Raw genomic sequence first — 14447 nt, forward strand, 5'->3', positions numbered from 1 at the left:
GTAGTGGACACGGCCTCAGCGCTGCTAGTAGCCGACAAGCGGCGCTGCCGAGACATGAACAAGGTAACCGAGGAAATTGCCAAACGGGGATGGCAACGATTCTTGGACGCTGATATACCAGCTGGCAATAAGAGCGAGGCCGGCCGGGCTAGCGCCAAGGGTGCGGCCGCCGGCCGCGCCTGAGGTCATTTGTGCGCACGCCGTTTTCATCACCGGAAACCAGGAACCAGCTGGAACCAACCCTTAGTGTTGGCATGATAAAACCGCAACCCTGGCGAATTAATCTATTAGGGTGGGATACAGCAAAGGTGGGTGCAGGCAAGGGCGGCCGTTATTTTACATGGGCCTAAAAGCCCGGGTTAGTGTTTGGCTGCCCCCCTTCGACCCGCCCAAGTGGGCTAAAAAGCCCGGATAGGTGATTGTCGCATTAACCTTTGCCTGCCCCAAAAAAAGGAGGTCACCAGGATTGCGGTATTTCGGCCTTGACGTTCACAAGTCTTATTGTGAGGGAGCAGAACTGTTGTCGGATAACACCATCAGGCGTTTTCGCTTCCCCAACGAGAAGAAGGAGTGGAAGCGGTTCGCCAAGGAACTTGACGGTAACTGCAAGGTGGCCCTTGAAGCCACCGGCAACGCCTCTATGATCTATGATATTCTAACCGGGCACGGAGCACAAGTGGTTGTGGTCAACCCCATAAGGACCAAAGCCATTGCTGAAGCCAGGATCAAGACGGACAAGATTAGTGCCGAGATTTTAGCCAGGCTATTGGCCGCCGACTTCGTATGCGCCTGCTGGGTGGCACCTAAAGAAGAAAGGGAGTTAAGAACCCTCCTTCACCACCGGGCTGCCTTAAAGAAACAGGTGGTGAGTATTAAGAACCGCATCCATGCTCTTCTTTCCCGCCATGCCATAATCGTGCCGGTGAGCGACCTGTTTGGGGTAAAGGGCAGGCAATTCCTTCGGGAGTTAGAAGAGCTGCCCGAGGTGGAGAAGATAGTCCTTACTTCTAACCTCCGAGCCCTTGAGGCCCTCGAGGCGGAAATTGCGGCCATCGAGAACGAGCTGAACCTAAAGGCTATCGCCCTGCCAGGTATAAACATTCTTTTAGGTATACCAGGAATAGACGTCCTGGCTGCCCTGACCATCCTGGCTGAAATCGGCGACATCAAGCGTTTTGCCTCGGCGAAGAAGCTTGCCAGCTTCTCCGGCCTAGTCCCTTCGGTGCACCAGTCGGGCAAGACCAGGTACACCGGGCACATTACCAAAGCCGGCCGGAGCATGCTGCGCTGGATACTCATCCAGGTTGCCCAAAAGGCGGTAATGCAGCCAGGAGCCCTGCAGGACTTCTACTTAAGGCTAAAGAAGCGCAAGGGCCACAAGATCGCCATCGTGGCGGCGGCAAGGAAACTGCTCACCATTATCTGGGCCATGCTGACCAAAAACACGGAGTACCACTACCTTAAGGAAGACCTGCGGCAAAAGAAGATGCGCCGCATGCACAAAAGGGCGCTGCCGTACAGAGTTGGCGGCGATTTGCCGCAAAAAATTGCGGCGCTCGCAGGAGAGGAGCAAACGATGGCAGAAATACCTCAACCAGCAGCTTAAATCACCCTATTCCAGGGTTGCGGTTTTTCATAGGTGTAAAATAATCGTGGGATTTCCCATTCCCTCCCATGGAAAGCTAAGGGCCTAAAAAAGTTGAGACCTCACTCCGAAGTGGGAATTGAAAGGAGGAATGAGGTCTCATGAATAACTTTTCTGAAACCATAATACCGCATGAGGCCGCAAATTTCAAGGATATTTTGCGATGGATTTTGGGGATGGTGGCAAAATCCTTTGCCAGTCACCTGGGACATCTTTTTACCGCCATGGACCAGGCCCTGGCGGTGAAAAACAAGTTTACCCGCGCCATGTCCGGCTGGGAGTCCATAGGCAAAAGGAAAAGGACCATCGTTACCCTGTTTGGCCTTGAGATCACCTACTGCCGCCGGGGGTACCGGAAAAACATCGACGGCCGTATCACCTACCGCTACCCCCTGGATGAGTTCCTGGGCTTAAAGGAAGGGGAGCGCTTCTGCCCCCTCACCCAGGAGATAGCCATCTCTTTGGCTACCAGGATGCCGTTTCGGGAAGCCGCCTTCATCCTAAACCACTACCTTAACATCCCCGTAACCCACCAGGTGATCCACCAGTGGGTTACCGAGGCCGGGCGCACCCGGGAAGAGGAGCTAAAAAGGGGTGAGGAGGCCATCTTTTTGGACGGAGAGATCCCGCCCGCCCGGGAAAAGATCGATACCCTCTTCATCGAGGCCGACGGGGTGATAGTCCCGCTTCAGCGGTCAAAAGAAAGGCAGGTGGAGCTAAAGCTTGGGGTTTGCCACCAGGGGTCTTTTCCCACCGACCCATCCAAAAAGAGGTTTGCCTTAAAGAATAAACTCCTCTGGGGCGGGGTTATGGACGCCTCTTCCTTTTGGGAGCGGGGATCTTCCCTCATCTTCTCCCGCTACCAAAGCATAGGCAAGGTGGTGGTAAACGGGGACGGGGCCGACTGGGTAAAGGAGGTCAAGGAGTACTTCCCCAATACCCAGGTCTTCCTCGGCCGCTTCCACCGGAACCGGGCCCTAACCCAGGGGTTGAGCTTCGATCCCAAGCTCAGGCAAGAAGCCTTTTTGGCCCTAAGGAATAATGATCCCGACGGCTTAAAGTGGACCCTTGCCCGGGCCCTCATAAAGGCTCCCTCCCGGGCGGAGGAACAAAAGGTGCGGGAGCTTAAGCGGTACTTTGACAACAACTTCGAGGGGCTCTTTCCTCCCCCGGATGACCGGTTAGGGGCCCAGGAGGGCCAGGTAAGCCACGCCCTGGCCCGGAGGATGAAGAGGCGGGGGATGAGCTGGACCAAAGCCGGAGCCCACTACATGGCCAACCTCCGCCCAGTTGGCTTCGGGCCAGGATACCGGTCCTGGCCACCGCCCTGGTCTCCTCGCCTCTGGGGGAGGCCCTAAAGGCCCTCTCCTTTATACCCGCTGACGTGGCCTGATAGCTGGGGCACCAAGACCGGCTGGGCAGCGGTACTCCCTTGCCAGGGTTGGAAAGTTATATCCTCTTTGGTTAGGAGGCGTGTTCAGGGGGTGGCTTGAAAGGCTTGGTGAGGGCAAACCGCTCTCCAAGGATTGGGTGCGGTAAGAAGCCTTAACGAGGTGAGCCCATAATCCGAAGGCCGGGTCCTAGTACCCAATGGCTTGGGGACGGGGAAGTCTTGGGTACAGGTGCTTTAGGGCCCAGGCCACGATAAACAAAAACCCAGAGGGAGCTTTGAGCCAGGGTGCTTTCGCCCAATCCCTGGTAGACCGGCGGTCCAGGCTAATAACCGGATAGCCGTTTTATGAGCTGCGGAAATAGAAAGCCAGGACCTCCCAGAACACGCTATGGGATGAGGAAAGTTTCGCCTTCCCCAAAGCTCCCTCTTAGTTCAGGCCAAGATGTGGCAGGGGAGACTGAAAGCTTGGCTAGGGCCCTTCCGGCTCCGGGTTGGTGCGCGGGTAGTTCTGGTAGCGCCTTCTGGCTGATGGCCGTTTAACCCGCACCTGGCAGCTCAAAGTGCGATTTGGTCGAGTTACAAGATTCTCCATCGGGAGGGGAGGCAACTTTCACCAAGCTAAAAAGTTATGCCAGACGATTTTGGAGGACGTGTCCCATCCTGGCTCCCAAGGGGGTGGCAGGGAGGTAGTTCTTTAGGCCCATCCGAGTACCTTTTTGTTCCCGGTCCATGCTTCCCCTAGTCGCCCATGAGCTGCACTAGGGGAGCAAGGCTATCCTATACTTTAACAATTGCAACTAAACTTTTTCCCACTTCGGGTTGACACTAACCCCTGGCCGAGACCATAAAAAAGTTAATAATGGCGCTTGGGTATGATATAATAGCCTGAGCCGGTTTCATAGGAAGGAGGATAACATTGGATCTGCGCCAGAAAGTAGAAGCTGCCTTGGACAAGATCCGTCCCGCCCTGGTGGCCGACGGCGGCAATGTGGAATTGGTTGAGGCCAGCGAGGATGGGGTGGTGAAGGTAAGGTTGACTGGGGCTTGTGGCGGTTGCCCCATGTCCACGATGACCTTGAGGATGGGCATTGAGCGCTCGCTGAAGAGCCAGGTCCCTGAAGTCAAGGAAGTCTTGGCTGTATGATTGTGGCTATAGATTGATAGACAACACGGTGGAGTTTAGGGCCCAGCCCGGCGAAGGCTGGGCCCTTATTGTCGTAAAAAACTTGCCCTTTGGCCCCAACTCGACAAAAGAAGTGGGTTTTCACTCAAGGAATTAACCGGAGGTCGTAGTATCCAATATCTGGAAGAAAACCTGGAGCGAGGTGTCAAGGGTGAAGAAAAATAGCAAGCCTCCGGTTAAAGTGATAGGTCGGCCTGATTCCTTGACCGATGTTCTCAAAAAACGCCTATTCCAGTCATCGGGTGAGACTATTGAGGCCTTGGTTAGCCATGCTCGGCAGGTCATGTTTTGGCCCAATTCCAGCAGCAAAGTGGAGAAGAACGTACTGCGTTGTTTGGAGAAGAATCCGGCCTTTGCCAGGAATCAGGAGGGCAAATGGATTCTCAGCCTGGATGGTAATCCCGACAACGACCAAGCTCACCAAGCCCTTCGGCAGGCTGGCCGGGCTTTAACCCTGCAGGAGCTTAAAAACAAGCTTCGAAGCCAAGATCAGCTAGAGGAGCGGCGCCTGGTATATGATGGTCGGTTCGTGCGTTTAAACGATGCCCGCTGGGCCTTGGTACAGTGGGAGATTGTCCGACAGCTGACCGGGAAAGAGCTCCAGACTGTGTACAAGGAACTAAGGGCGGCCAACCAACCCCTCTCTCTGGAAGAGCTAGCTCGGCGGGTAATGAGGATGGCTGTTGATTTATCCAGCCTTCGCAAGGCTTTGGTTGACGATCCTCGGTTTGCTTGGGTGGGCGGCGATTACTGGTTCCTTAAGGATCAGCTCCCCCAGTGGGTTGCCAAGGAATCGGATGAAGGGGAAGTATTTGCTGACGTGTGGGAAGCGGAAATGATAGCCTTGCAGGAAGCCGAGCTAATGCTGATTCTCAACGATACCGATCCTTCCCGGCGTACATATATTCTTTCTTCCGAGGACCTTAAGACGGGGAGTTTACGGATCACTAAGCGTCTGGAGCGATTGTTTTCGGGATTGCCGCCGGTGGCTTGGCTTACCTTTTTCGACGGAGAGAGGCGAATCAATGCTTGGTATCACCAGGAGGCCCGCCGGATATTCGACTTAAGCCAATGGTTTGCCGAACGGGGGTTGGAGCCGGGTCGCAAGCTTCGCTTTCAACGTTTACCGGAAAGCTGCTGTTACGATTTGGTAGTCACCGATGAGCGCTGCACCGAGGTATACATTGAGGCGCAACGGCTGAAGGAGCTAGATCAGCTGCGTAGCCGCGAGAAAGAAGAAAAGCTTTCGCTGGAGGAGATAGTTACCGCTGTTCTCCGGCTATTTCCGGACGGGCTTTCCACTGAACAGATTTGCCGCTTGGTGGGAAGTATGCGCCCAGTGGATGTATCGGCTCTGCTCTCCACTTTGGATAGCTTTCCGTTCTTTGAGGAGACGGCTGATGGCAATTGGCGTTTCAACGAGAGCATGCGGCTGACCTATGATTCCATGGAACAAAAGGTCAGGGCGGTGCAGGCCATGTTGGCCAAGGCCAAGGAAGAGACAGCTGCCTACGCTGAGGAAGCTAGACTACTTTTAGAGGAAAAGGAAGGGCTGTCGGAAGAAGTGGCTCGGCTCCGGTCCCACCATCGGGAGGAGGAAGCGCTTTACCAACAACGGATAGCTGAGCTGCTGCAGCAGGTGGAGCGCCTGGAGCGGGAAAACACCAACCTGCGTTCAGAATTTGAGCGCCAAGCTGGCTGGCAACAAACGGCAGTGCCGGAACAAGAAAAGCTAAGCCAGGAACTGGAACAGGCGCTGGCGGAGAAGGAAGCGCTGCGCAACCGGGTGGCGCAGCTGGAAAGCCGGGTAATGCAGTTGCAGGGCAGCTTGAACCAAGCCGTGAAGGACGCCCAGAGCGAGCAGGAATTTTGGCGCAAGAAGCTAGACGAAATGCAAAGCCGTTACCAGCAGGTGAACATGGAGAATGAAGGTCTGATTTTGACCATTGAGGAGTTGAGGCGAGAGAGGGCGGAGCTCAGGCGGCAATTAAACCTGCGATTGGTAAGGTGGGCTCTGTGGCTGACCAATCTGTTTCGCCTGCGCCGGCGGAAGGGGCGGGCAAAGTCGGCCTCAACCCCCATGGGCGGCGTCCATTGAGGCACCACCAGCCTAGACCCAGCTGGCCTTCGGGCCGAATCTTTTTTGTGGCAGGAACCCAATCTCCCATCACGTATATTTACTTTAGCATCATATTGTATAACATTGAACCATGGGTTGACTGGTCCGATAACCTCATCAGGCAGGAGCGGGTCGAGCGAACTGGTTACTGTTAGAGGAGGCCTTTTAGTGCTAATAGTTCTTATCAACGGAAGCGCCAGGGAAGGCGGGAACACGGCTGCCCTGTTGGAGGAGGCAGCCAAGATTGCCGAGGAATCCGGCTGCGAGTGCCAAACCATCCACGTGGCCAGCATCTTGAAAAAGGTGAAGGATCCCTTTTGTTCCCAATGCTCGGTTCCTTGCCGGGGAAGCTGCTCCCAAAACAATGCTCTGGGAGAAAGTTTCCAGTTGCTCCGCCGGGCTGATGGTATTATCATGGCTAGCCCGGTGTATTTTGGCACTGTTTCTGGTCAGCTCAAGGCTTATTGGGACAAGACCCGCATTCTCAGGCGCGAAGAAGCGCTGCTCAACGTAGTAGGAGGGGCGGTGGCGGTTGGCGCCAGCCGATTTGGAGGCCAAGAGCAAACCCTCCGGGCTTTGCAGGAGATGATGCTGGTACAGGGAATGACGGTGGTAGGCGATGGCTTTCCGGGTGCCGGTTGTGGCCACCATGGGGTGGGAGCTCAACAGCCCGCCGGAGAGGAACGGTCGGCGCTGAAGGGTGCCCGCATCCTGACCCAAAGGGTGATCCAGGTAGCTCGGGCTACCCAGGAGCTGCGTCAGGGCCGTGGCAAGGGGGCGGACCTTTGGGGTAACTAGCTGTATCCGGGAGCAGATTGAGGCCAGCGAGGCCCAGTTCCTCTGCGAACGAGCCACGCTGAGCGCCCATACTCGGGGGCGCCTGATCCCTGAGCCACCTTGTCCTATACGCACCGAGTTCCAGCGCGACCGGGATCGGATAATACATTCCAAGGCCTTCCGGCGGCTTAAGCATAAGACCCAGGTGTTTATCGCTCCGGAGGGAGATCATTACCGTACCCGGCTCACCCATACCCTGGAAGTGGCGCAAATTGCCCGGACCGTAGCCCGGGCCTTAAGGTTAAACGAAGACCTTACTGAAGCTATTGCCTTGGGGCATGATCTTGGGCATACGCCCTTTGGTCATGCAGGCGAAGAAGTACTTAACCGCATCGTCCCCGGTGGTTTTCGTCATTACGAGCAGAGCTTGCGAGTAGTGGACAAGCTAGAACAGGGACGGGGGCTCAATTTGACTTGGGAAGTGCGGGACGGAATTCTCAACCATACTGGGGATCTTCGACCACAAACTCTGGAGGGTCAGATTGTCCATATTGCCGATCGGGTGGCTTACATCAATCATGACATTGATGATTCCCTTCGGGCCGGCATAATTACCCAGGATGATCTGCCGTCCAGCGCTTTGGCAGTACTGGGGCAGACCACTCGCGAACGCATCAATTCTATGGTTATGGACTTAATTGAAGTGGGGCTAAGTCAGGGAATAATCGGGATGAGTCCGAAAATTCAAGAGGCGACGAACGCCTTGCGGCAATTCTTATTCCAAAAAGTGTACGTTGGTTCCCGGGCCAAGGCTGAGGAGGGAAAGGTCAAGCGGGTAATTGAGCAGCTTTATTACTACTATTTAGAGCATCCCGACGAGATCCCCGGGCCCAACTTAGAAGCAGCCGATCTAGAGGAAAGCCGGGAGCGAAAAGTAGCTGATTATATTGCTGGTATGACCGATCAGTTTGCTATCAACTGTTATGTCCGGCTGTTCATTCCTCGCGGGTTCCCAGTGTGAGTTTTGGCTCCCGGGCAAAAATTTAAGGGAAGAAACCTTTTCTCTCTTCGCTGGTCAGGCTATTCGGGCGCTGACTAGGCGCCCGACAGGAGAATCCAGGTTTCTTCCCTTCATAGTAATTGCCGGTCGCCTAGCATTTTATACTTCCTTTGTTTTTCCTGCGCTAACCCCACCCGCTGCAGCTTAGCCTTGGTCGGGCGTAGGACTCTTGGGGCGAAGCCAGGGAAAAATCATGGTGGCATAGATAACGTACAAGGTACAGCCGCCGATCAGGGCTATGAGGAATAGGGCTAGGGCCTTAACCAAAGCTGAATCCTCCTACCGTGGGTTGCAAGATAGAAAAGTGCCTGTTGTTATTGTCTCTAATTGTCTGGGGTTTATGTCAGGGGACTAAATTTTAGGCGCAGAAATTATGTCGAAGCCGGAAGGAAAGCGCAAAAAGATGGCGAATGAAGGTAACCATTGTTCAGGGTGAGGCTTTGATCCGGACTGGGGGCTATCAGCAGCCAGCAGGATTTACCGGGTCAATGGCGAAAGAATCCGTAGCACAGGATAACCAAAAACATTTACTGGAAATGGGCGGTAGATACTGAATGATGCCGGCGCGGATACCCGACAGTACGGTTCGCGAGATCATAGCCCGGCTGGATATAGTAGAGGTGATAGGGGAATACGTCGAACTAAAGAGACAGGGGCAGAACTACGTGGGGTTGTGCCCTTTCCATAGTGAGAAGACCCCATCTTTTTCTGTCAGCCCTTCCAAGCAAATGTTTTACTGCTTCGGGTGTGGAGTGGGCGGAAATGTGTTGTCCTTTGTCATGAAAAAGGAGAATCTGCCCTTCCGAGAAGCTGTAGAATCCTTGGCGGTTCGAGCTGGGGTGAGGCTACCCGCAACCGTTGGCGCTGCCGCCTTTGAGCGTGAGGGCATCAAAGCCAAACTAGAGCGGATCAACCATGAAGCTGAGCAGTTTTATCACCGCTTACTGACCTCTAGCCCGGCAGCAACCAAGGCGCGCCAATATTTGAAAAAGCGAGGGCTAGGGCCCGAAGCTATTGAGCGCTTCCGGCTGGGGTATGCCCCTCCAGACTGGGATCAGTTGGTTAGGCACCTAAGGCGGCATTATTCGGGGGCAGACCTAGAAAAGGCGGGGTTAGCTGTACCACAGAGACAGGGCGGAGGTTATTACGATCGGTTTCGCGACCGGATCATGTTTCCGATATTGGGATGGAGGGGCGAAGTCATAGGTTTTGGTGGCCGGTCGCTATCCGATGATGCTTTGCCCAAATACCTAAATTCGCCGGAAACTCCACTATTTCACAAGGGAAGGGCGTTGTATGCTCTCAGTTGGGCCAGGGCCTCGATTCGGAGCGAAGGGTACGCAGTTATCGTTGAAGGTTATATGGATGCTTTGGCCTGCCACCAGGCGGGGATTGCCAATGTAGTAGCCTCGCTGGGCACGGCTCTGACTCGGGAGCAAGCCCAGATGCTTAGGCAGGTAACGGAGCGAGTGGTAATTGCTTATGACGGCGATGCTGCTGGGCAGGCGGCTACCCAAAGAGGCTTGGGGCTGTTGGCCGAAGCCGGCCTTGAAGTTCGAGTAGCAACTATGGAAGCGGGGAAAGACCCGGATGATGTTATTCGCAGCCAAGGGGCAGAAGCTTTTCGACAGGCGTTGGCACAAGCCTTGCCCTTAATGGAATACAATCTCAAACGAGCCCAAAGCACATATGATATAAGGAGCCCACAGGGAAAGATCAAGGCGACCCGGGCGCTGCTACCTTACCTAGCCCAAATCGCCAGCCCCTTGGAGAGGGGGGTTTGGATCCGAAGGTGGGCTGAGCTAGCCAGCGTAAATGAGGACGACATTTATCGAGAATTACAGAAGTATCCAGCCCAGATGCATAAAAATGGAACCGGGCTGGATAATAATAGGGATAAAGGGTGGTTCAGGCAAAAAAAGTCGACTTACGAAACAGCAGTCAGGCAAATTCTGTTGGCTGTCATACGTGAGCCACACTTGTGGGGCCGAGTGCAGGAAGTCTTAGGTTCAGCATCCTGGGCCGAAGGCGTTTACGGCCAAATTGCCCAGGCCATTCAAGAAGAATTGTCTTCCGGCGCCACGGAGCTCAACCCAGCAACCCTATTAAATCGCATCAACGATGAGGCAGCCCAGAGAGCTTTGGTAGAGAGCGCTTTTCAAGACCTAGACAACCAGCCCATGGAAGACGTAGTCCAGGGTTTTGACGATTATTTGCGGGTTATCAGGTTAACTAGGACCCGCCAGAGAATTGCGGAGTTAGAGCAGAAAGTCAAATTGGCTGAGAGTGCCAACGACCAGAACCAGCTGAGGACCTTGATCAAGGAGCTAAGCGAGTTGCAAGTTCTGGCCCATACTTTACGAGCTTAGGGCGCTCTACCCGGAAAGGAGGGATAGAATTGAGGGAAGACCTTCTTAAGATGGATAGCGTTAAACAGTTAGTAGATAAAGCTAAAAAGACCAAATCCTTGACTTACAAAGAGATTATGGATGCCCTCCAGGGTGTTGAGCTGAGCGCCGACCAGATAGATGAGCTCTACGAACAGCTGGGGCAAATGGGAATCGAGGTTGGTCCCGACGGGGGGAGCATCCCCGCTTTGGACCGGCCTGATGGTTCCGATGGTGACTTGGATCTCTCCATCCCTGAAGGCGTGGCCATTGATGATCCCGTCCGCATGTACTTGAAGGAGATAGGTAGGGTTCCTTTGCTTACCGCCGAAGAAGAAGTAGAGCTGGCCAAGCGGATGGAGCAGGGTGATGAGGAGGCTAAACGCCGGCTAGTGGAGGCAAATTTGCGCTTGGTGGTTAGCATTGCCAAGCGCTATGTGGGTCGGGGTATGCTCTTCCTGGATCTGATTCAGGAGGGGAACCTGGGATTGATCAAGGCGGTGGAGAAATTTGACTACCGCAAGGGCTACAAGTTTAGCACCTATGCTACTTGGTGGATTCGCCAGTCTATCACCCGAGCTATAGCTGACCAAGCTCGGACCATCCGCATTCCGGTGCATATGGTGGAAACCATCAACAAGTTGGTGAGGGTGCAGAGGGAGCTGTTGCAGGAATTGGGGCGGGATCCCACGCCCGAGGAGATTGCCCAGGAGATGGATATTCCCGAAGACCGGGTGCGGGAGATCATGAAGATTGCCCAGGAGCCGGTATCGCTGGAAACTCCCATTGGTGAGGAAGAAGACAGCCACCTAGGTGATTTCATCGAGGACGAGGAAGCTTTGGCTCCCCCGGAAGCAGCTTCCACCACGCTCTTGAAGGAGCAGCTGGAGGAGGTCCTCGATAGCCTCACTCCCCGTGAAGAGAAAGTGTTGCGGCTGCGCTTTGGGCTGGACGATGGACGCTCGCGCACCCTGGAAGAAGTGGGCCAGGAATTTGGAGTGACCCGGGAAAGGATTAGGCAGATCGAAGCTAAGGCCTTGCGCAAGCTTCGTCATCCTAGCCGTAGCAAGAAGCTTAAGGACTATCTGGAGTAGAACCGGCCCGTCGACTCTTAGCCGAAAGGGGCGACGGGGCGGTTTTAGTTTGGTTTTGGCTTGGGCTAGAGCCAGATAAGCCCCGCCGGTTCTAGCTTTGCTTGCTCGGGCCCGGCTGCCCGGCCAGCCGCAGCGGAGCGGCCGTGCTGTGGCCGCGGTGCCCTTGACTTAAGGGGGCAGTTTAAGCTACCATACTAAGTGACTAAAGAAACCGTGCTGATGTGGCTCAGTGGTAGAGCAGCGCACTCGTAATGCGCAGGTCGAGGGTTCGAATCCCTCCATCAGCTCAGGAAAAAGTAAGGAGTCTCAAGGGTTTGAGGCTCCTTACATTTTTACCCAAATGGCTGACAAGGGGTCTTTGGGGATAATTTGGGGATAGTTTTTCTCCAACGGTATCTTACAGAACCTAATTCCGGCCTACGTTTCTATTGGCAGTGAAGAGCTTGTCCAGTTTGGCTGCGGCCTCCTGGTCTGCACTTCTCAGGGCATGGGCATATATATCTCCGGTGGTGCTGATGCTGGAGTGACCGAGGCGGCGGCTGACGTTCTTCAGGTTTACCCCCTCGGCAATCAGCAGGGTGGCCGAAGTATGGCGGAGGCCGTGAAAAGTAATGTGGGGTAGGTTATGACGTCTGAGAAACTGGGGAAACCATTTGCTAATGGTATCCGGAAACATAGGTTTGCCGTCCCAGGTGGTGAACAGGCGGTTAGAGCCCTGCCATAAATCCCCCACCTTCAGGCGTTCCTCTGTCTGCTGGGCTTTATACTGTTTCAGCAAGGCCATTACGGAGCGGGGAACCGCTATCACCCGTTTTGAGGTTTCGTTCTTCGGTTCTTTGGTGAAAGTGCCTATCCCCGGCACGTACTGGCTGGCCTGGCGGACTTCTATAGTGCCGTTTTCAAAGTCTACGTCCTGCCATTCGAGGCCCATCAGTTCGCCTCTTCTTAACCCTGTAGCAAGGGCTAGAATGACGATTGTTTTGTATTGCAGTGGTTCGCTATCCAGCGCTGTCAGGAGAGCTGCCGTCTGCTTCTCGTCATAGCAAGCGGCTTGCTTTTTCTTGGCCTTCGGTGGCTTGACCTTACTGGCCGGGTTACTGGGGATGATTTCCCAGCCCACGGCATCATTGAAAAGCTTGTTTAAAACCCGGTGATGGTACAGTATCGTTGCTTCGGATAATGCTCCTGTTTTGCCGTCTTCGCGGACACCGTCTTCTTGAAGATTCTTGTAGAACTCCACAAGGTGCAGGGGTTTAATCTTTTCCATTTTTAGGTGCCCCATGGCCTCTACAGCCCGGGCCAAAATCTGCTTATACCGGTGCAGGGTTTTCGGGGCTAGATTTACTTCTCCGTAGTCCCTGACCCACCTTTCCGCGAAATCTTTAAAGGTGAGCTTTGATGGCGCGACATATAAACCTTTTTGCACTTCGGTGACAAACTCGGCCAGCAGCTTTTCCGCCTCCCGCCGGCTCGCCGCCTTGACTGTTTTGGTTTTCTTCACCTGCTTTCCGTCAGGCCCCATACCGCAGCTAACTATCAGGCGCCAGCTATCCTTGCCGCGCTTTTCCAACGACCCGGCCATTAGTTCGAACCCCCTTTTTTTGTTGTGCAAAAACTACTCTCCTATCGCAAAAATCGCAGTACTTTTGGCGGCCATGTTGCGCCCAAAAGAGTTGCCTGCAGCGAGGATTATTACATACCTTAAGATGTCTTTTGATGCAGGGTTTTCCCATAGTCAGGAGGTTGGCCAAATGGAAATATGCTATGTCGAATAAATAACGGGCGCGGAAGCCTAACACATACTTACCGTGTGCGTACTCTATAGTGATGGGTAACTGCTCTAACTGTAAGGTTATTTCATGAGCAAGTTGGTCTTTTGCAATCTCTTCTATCTGCTTACCGGTTTGTTCTTGCCCGGCGATAAAATCAGATAGGATCTTGGTTTTGTTCTTACCGGAATAAAGTGCATACCAAACCTGAAAATGAGTATAGAGCCAGGCTACTCTCCAGCGGAATGTATCCAACTCAATTACCCCAACAGGAAGGTTGATGTAATCCCAAACCATATTCTCCATTGCAGGATGAAGGTTCCCTCGCCCTTCGAGGTATGGCATCCCGAATTTTTTGCAAAACCTCTTTATCCGTTTGTCTGGAATGGCTTGTCTCATTGGGGTTTCATCATCACTCAGAAATGAATGTGGAAGCGGCGGCTGCACTAAATTGACAAAACCAAATAAGACGGCTGGACTGTTATACGCGGCTGGAACACTGCGTTTAACGAAATCGTAGCCGACAAGATATTTCTTCCCTTCATGGTTTTCTATTTCATACCGCTTAAAAAACAAAGGAAAAGACTTCACTGTTTGCAGATCCCCTATGTATTCTCTGAGATCTATGAGCATGTTACCATCACCTGCCTTGACGGAAAATATGACGTAAATGCTGTTCCTTTACGTCATTAATCATACTACAATAACAATAGCAGGTCAAGGGAGGATAGCAACATGGTCAAGACCAGAAACAACGATATTCGGGAAGCGGTAAAGGAAGCCGGCCTTTTCTTGTGGCAGATTGCTGATGCGCTGGGAATTACTGATGCCTATTTCTCCAAGTTGCTCCGGAAAGAACTGCCCCAAGAGAAAAAGGCAACGATTTTTCAGATTATCAAGGAGCTAAAAGAGGGTGAAGCACAATGACCAGCACCATGCCGACCAAAGAAGCTGCTCAATACTTAGGAATTGGCTACTGGAAACTGCTGGAGCTAGCAAAAGCAGGCACGGTGCCCCATA

The 14447-nt window shown here is 53.6% G+C and carries 12 protein-coding genes and 1 tRNA gene; 11 read left to right on the plus strand and 2 right to left on the minus strand.

Translation table 11 applies throughout. From position 1 onward, the window contains the following. From H5U02_10040 to H5U02_10085, 10 genes are all read left to right on the plus strand, one after another. The coding region (locus H5U02_10040; protein MBC7342764.1) for a hypothetical protein at positions 1–183 on the plus strand (183 nt) is incomplete at its 5' end. 283 nt (positions 184–466) lie between these two features. Next, on the plus strand, positions 467–1606 hold the full coding sequence (locus tag H5U02_10045; protein MBC7342765.1) for an IS110 family transposase: 1140 nt from the start codon (positions 467–469) through the stop codon (positions 1604–1606). Between the two features lie 140 nt (positions 1607–1746). Beyond that, positions 1747–3003, plus strand: coding sequence for an ISLre2 family transposase (locus H5U02_10050; GenBank protein ID MBC7342766.1), 1257 nt, complete (start codon positions 1747–1749; stop codon positions 3001–3003). A gap of 957 nt (positions 3004–3960) precedes the next feature. Continuing rightward, positions 3961–4182 (plus strand): NifU family protein, encoded by a 222-nt coding sequence (locus H5U02_10055; GenBank protein ID MBC7342767.1) that lies wholly within the window; start codon positions 3961–3963, stop codon positions 4180–4182. Positions 4183–4372: 190 nt separating this feature from the next. Further along, complete coding sequence (locus H5U02_10060; protein ID MBC7342768.1) at positions 4373–6319, plus strand: hypothetical protein; 1947 nt, start codon at positions 4373–4375, stop codon at positions 6317–6319. Positions 6320–6508: 189 nt separating this feature from the next. Beyond that, positions 6509–7138 (plus strand): flavodoxin family protein, encoded by a 630-nt coding sequence (locus H5U02_10065; GenBank protein ID MBC7342769.1) that lies wholly within the window; start codon positions 6509–6511, stop codon positions 7136–7138. A gap of 4 nt (positions 7139–7142) precedes the next feature. After that, positions 7143–8138: a deoxyguanosinetriphosphate triphosphohydrolase gene (locus H5U02_10070; GenBank protein ID MBC7342770.1), complete on the plus strand. Its 996-nt coding sequence runs from the start codon at positions 7143–7145 to the stop codon at positions 8136–8138. Between the two features lie 593 nt (positions 8139–8731). Further along, complete coding sequence (locus tag H5U02_10075; protein MBC7342771.1) at positions 8732–10546, plus strand: DNA primase; 1815 nt, start codon at positions 8732–8734, stop codon at positions 10544–10546. 50 nt (positions 10547–10596) lie between these two features. Further along, positions 10597–11658: an RNA polymerase sigma factor RpoD gene (gene rpoD / locus H5U02_10080; GenBank protein MBC7342772.1), complete on the plus strand. Its 1062-nt coding sequence runs from the start codon at positions 10597–10599 to the stop codon at positions 11656–11658. Positions 11659–11873: 215 nt separating this feature from the next. Beyond that, positions 11874–11945 (plus strand) — tRNA-Thr (locus H5U02_10085). 119 nt (positions 11946–12064) lie between these two features. On the opposite strand, the gene H5U02_10090 is transcribed toward H5U02_10085, so the two are convergent. Continuing rightward, positions 12065–13240, minus strand: a complete 1176-nt coding sequence (locus H5U02_10090) for a site-specific integrase (protein MBC7342773.1) — start codon at positions 13238–13240, stop codon at positions 12065–12067. Further along, positions 13206–14060 carry a hypothetical protein gene (locus H5U02_10095; protein ID MBC7342774.1) on the minus strand — a complete coding sequence of 285 codons (855 nt, stop codon included), beginning with the start codon at positions 14058–14060 and terminating at the stop codon, positions 13206–13208. The genes H5U02_10090 and H5U02_10095 overlap by 35 nt, the downstream gene beginning before the upstream one ends. A 102-nt stretch (positions 14061–14162) precedes the next feature. Between H5U02_10095 and H5U02_10100 the strand changes: the two genes are divergently transcribed. Beyond that, positions 14163–14354: a hypothetical protein gene (locus H5U02_10100; protein MBC7342775.1), complete on the plus strand. Its 192-nt coding sequence runs from the start codon at positions 14163–14165 to the stop codon at positions 14352–14354. The last annotated feature ends 93 nt before the right edge of the window (positions 14355–14447 follow it).

The sequence above is a fragment of the Clostridia bacterium genome (genome assembly GCA_014360065.1).
GTDB lineage: Bacteria > Bacillota > DSM-521 > Neomoorellales > JACIYF01 > JACIYF01.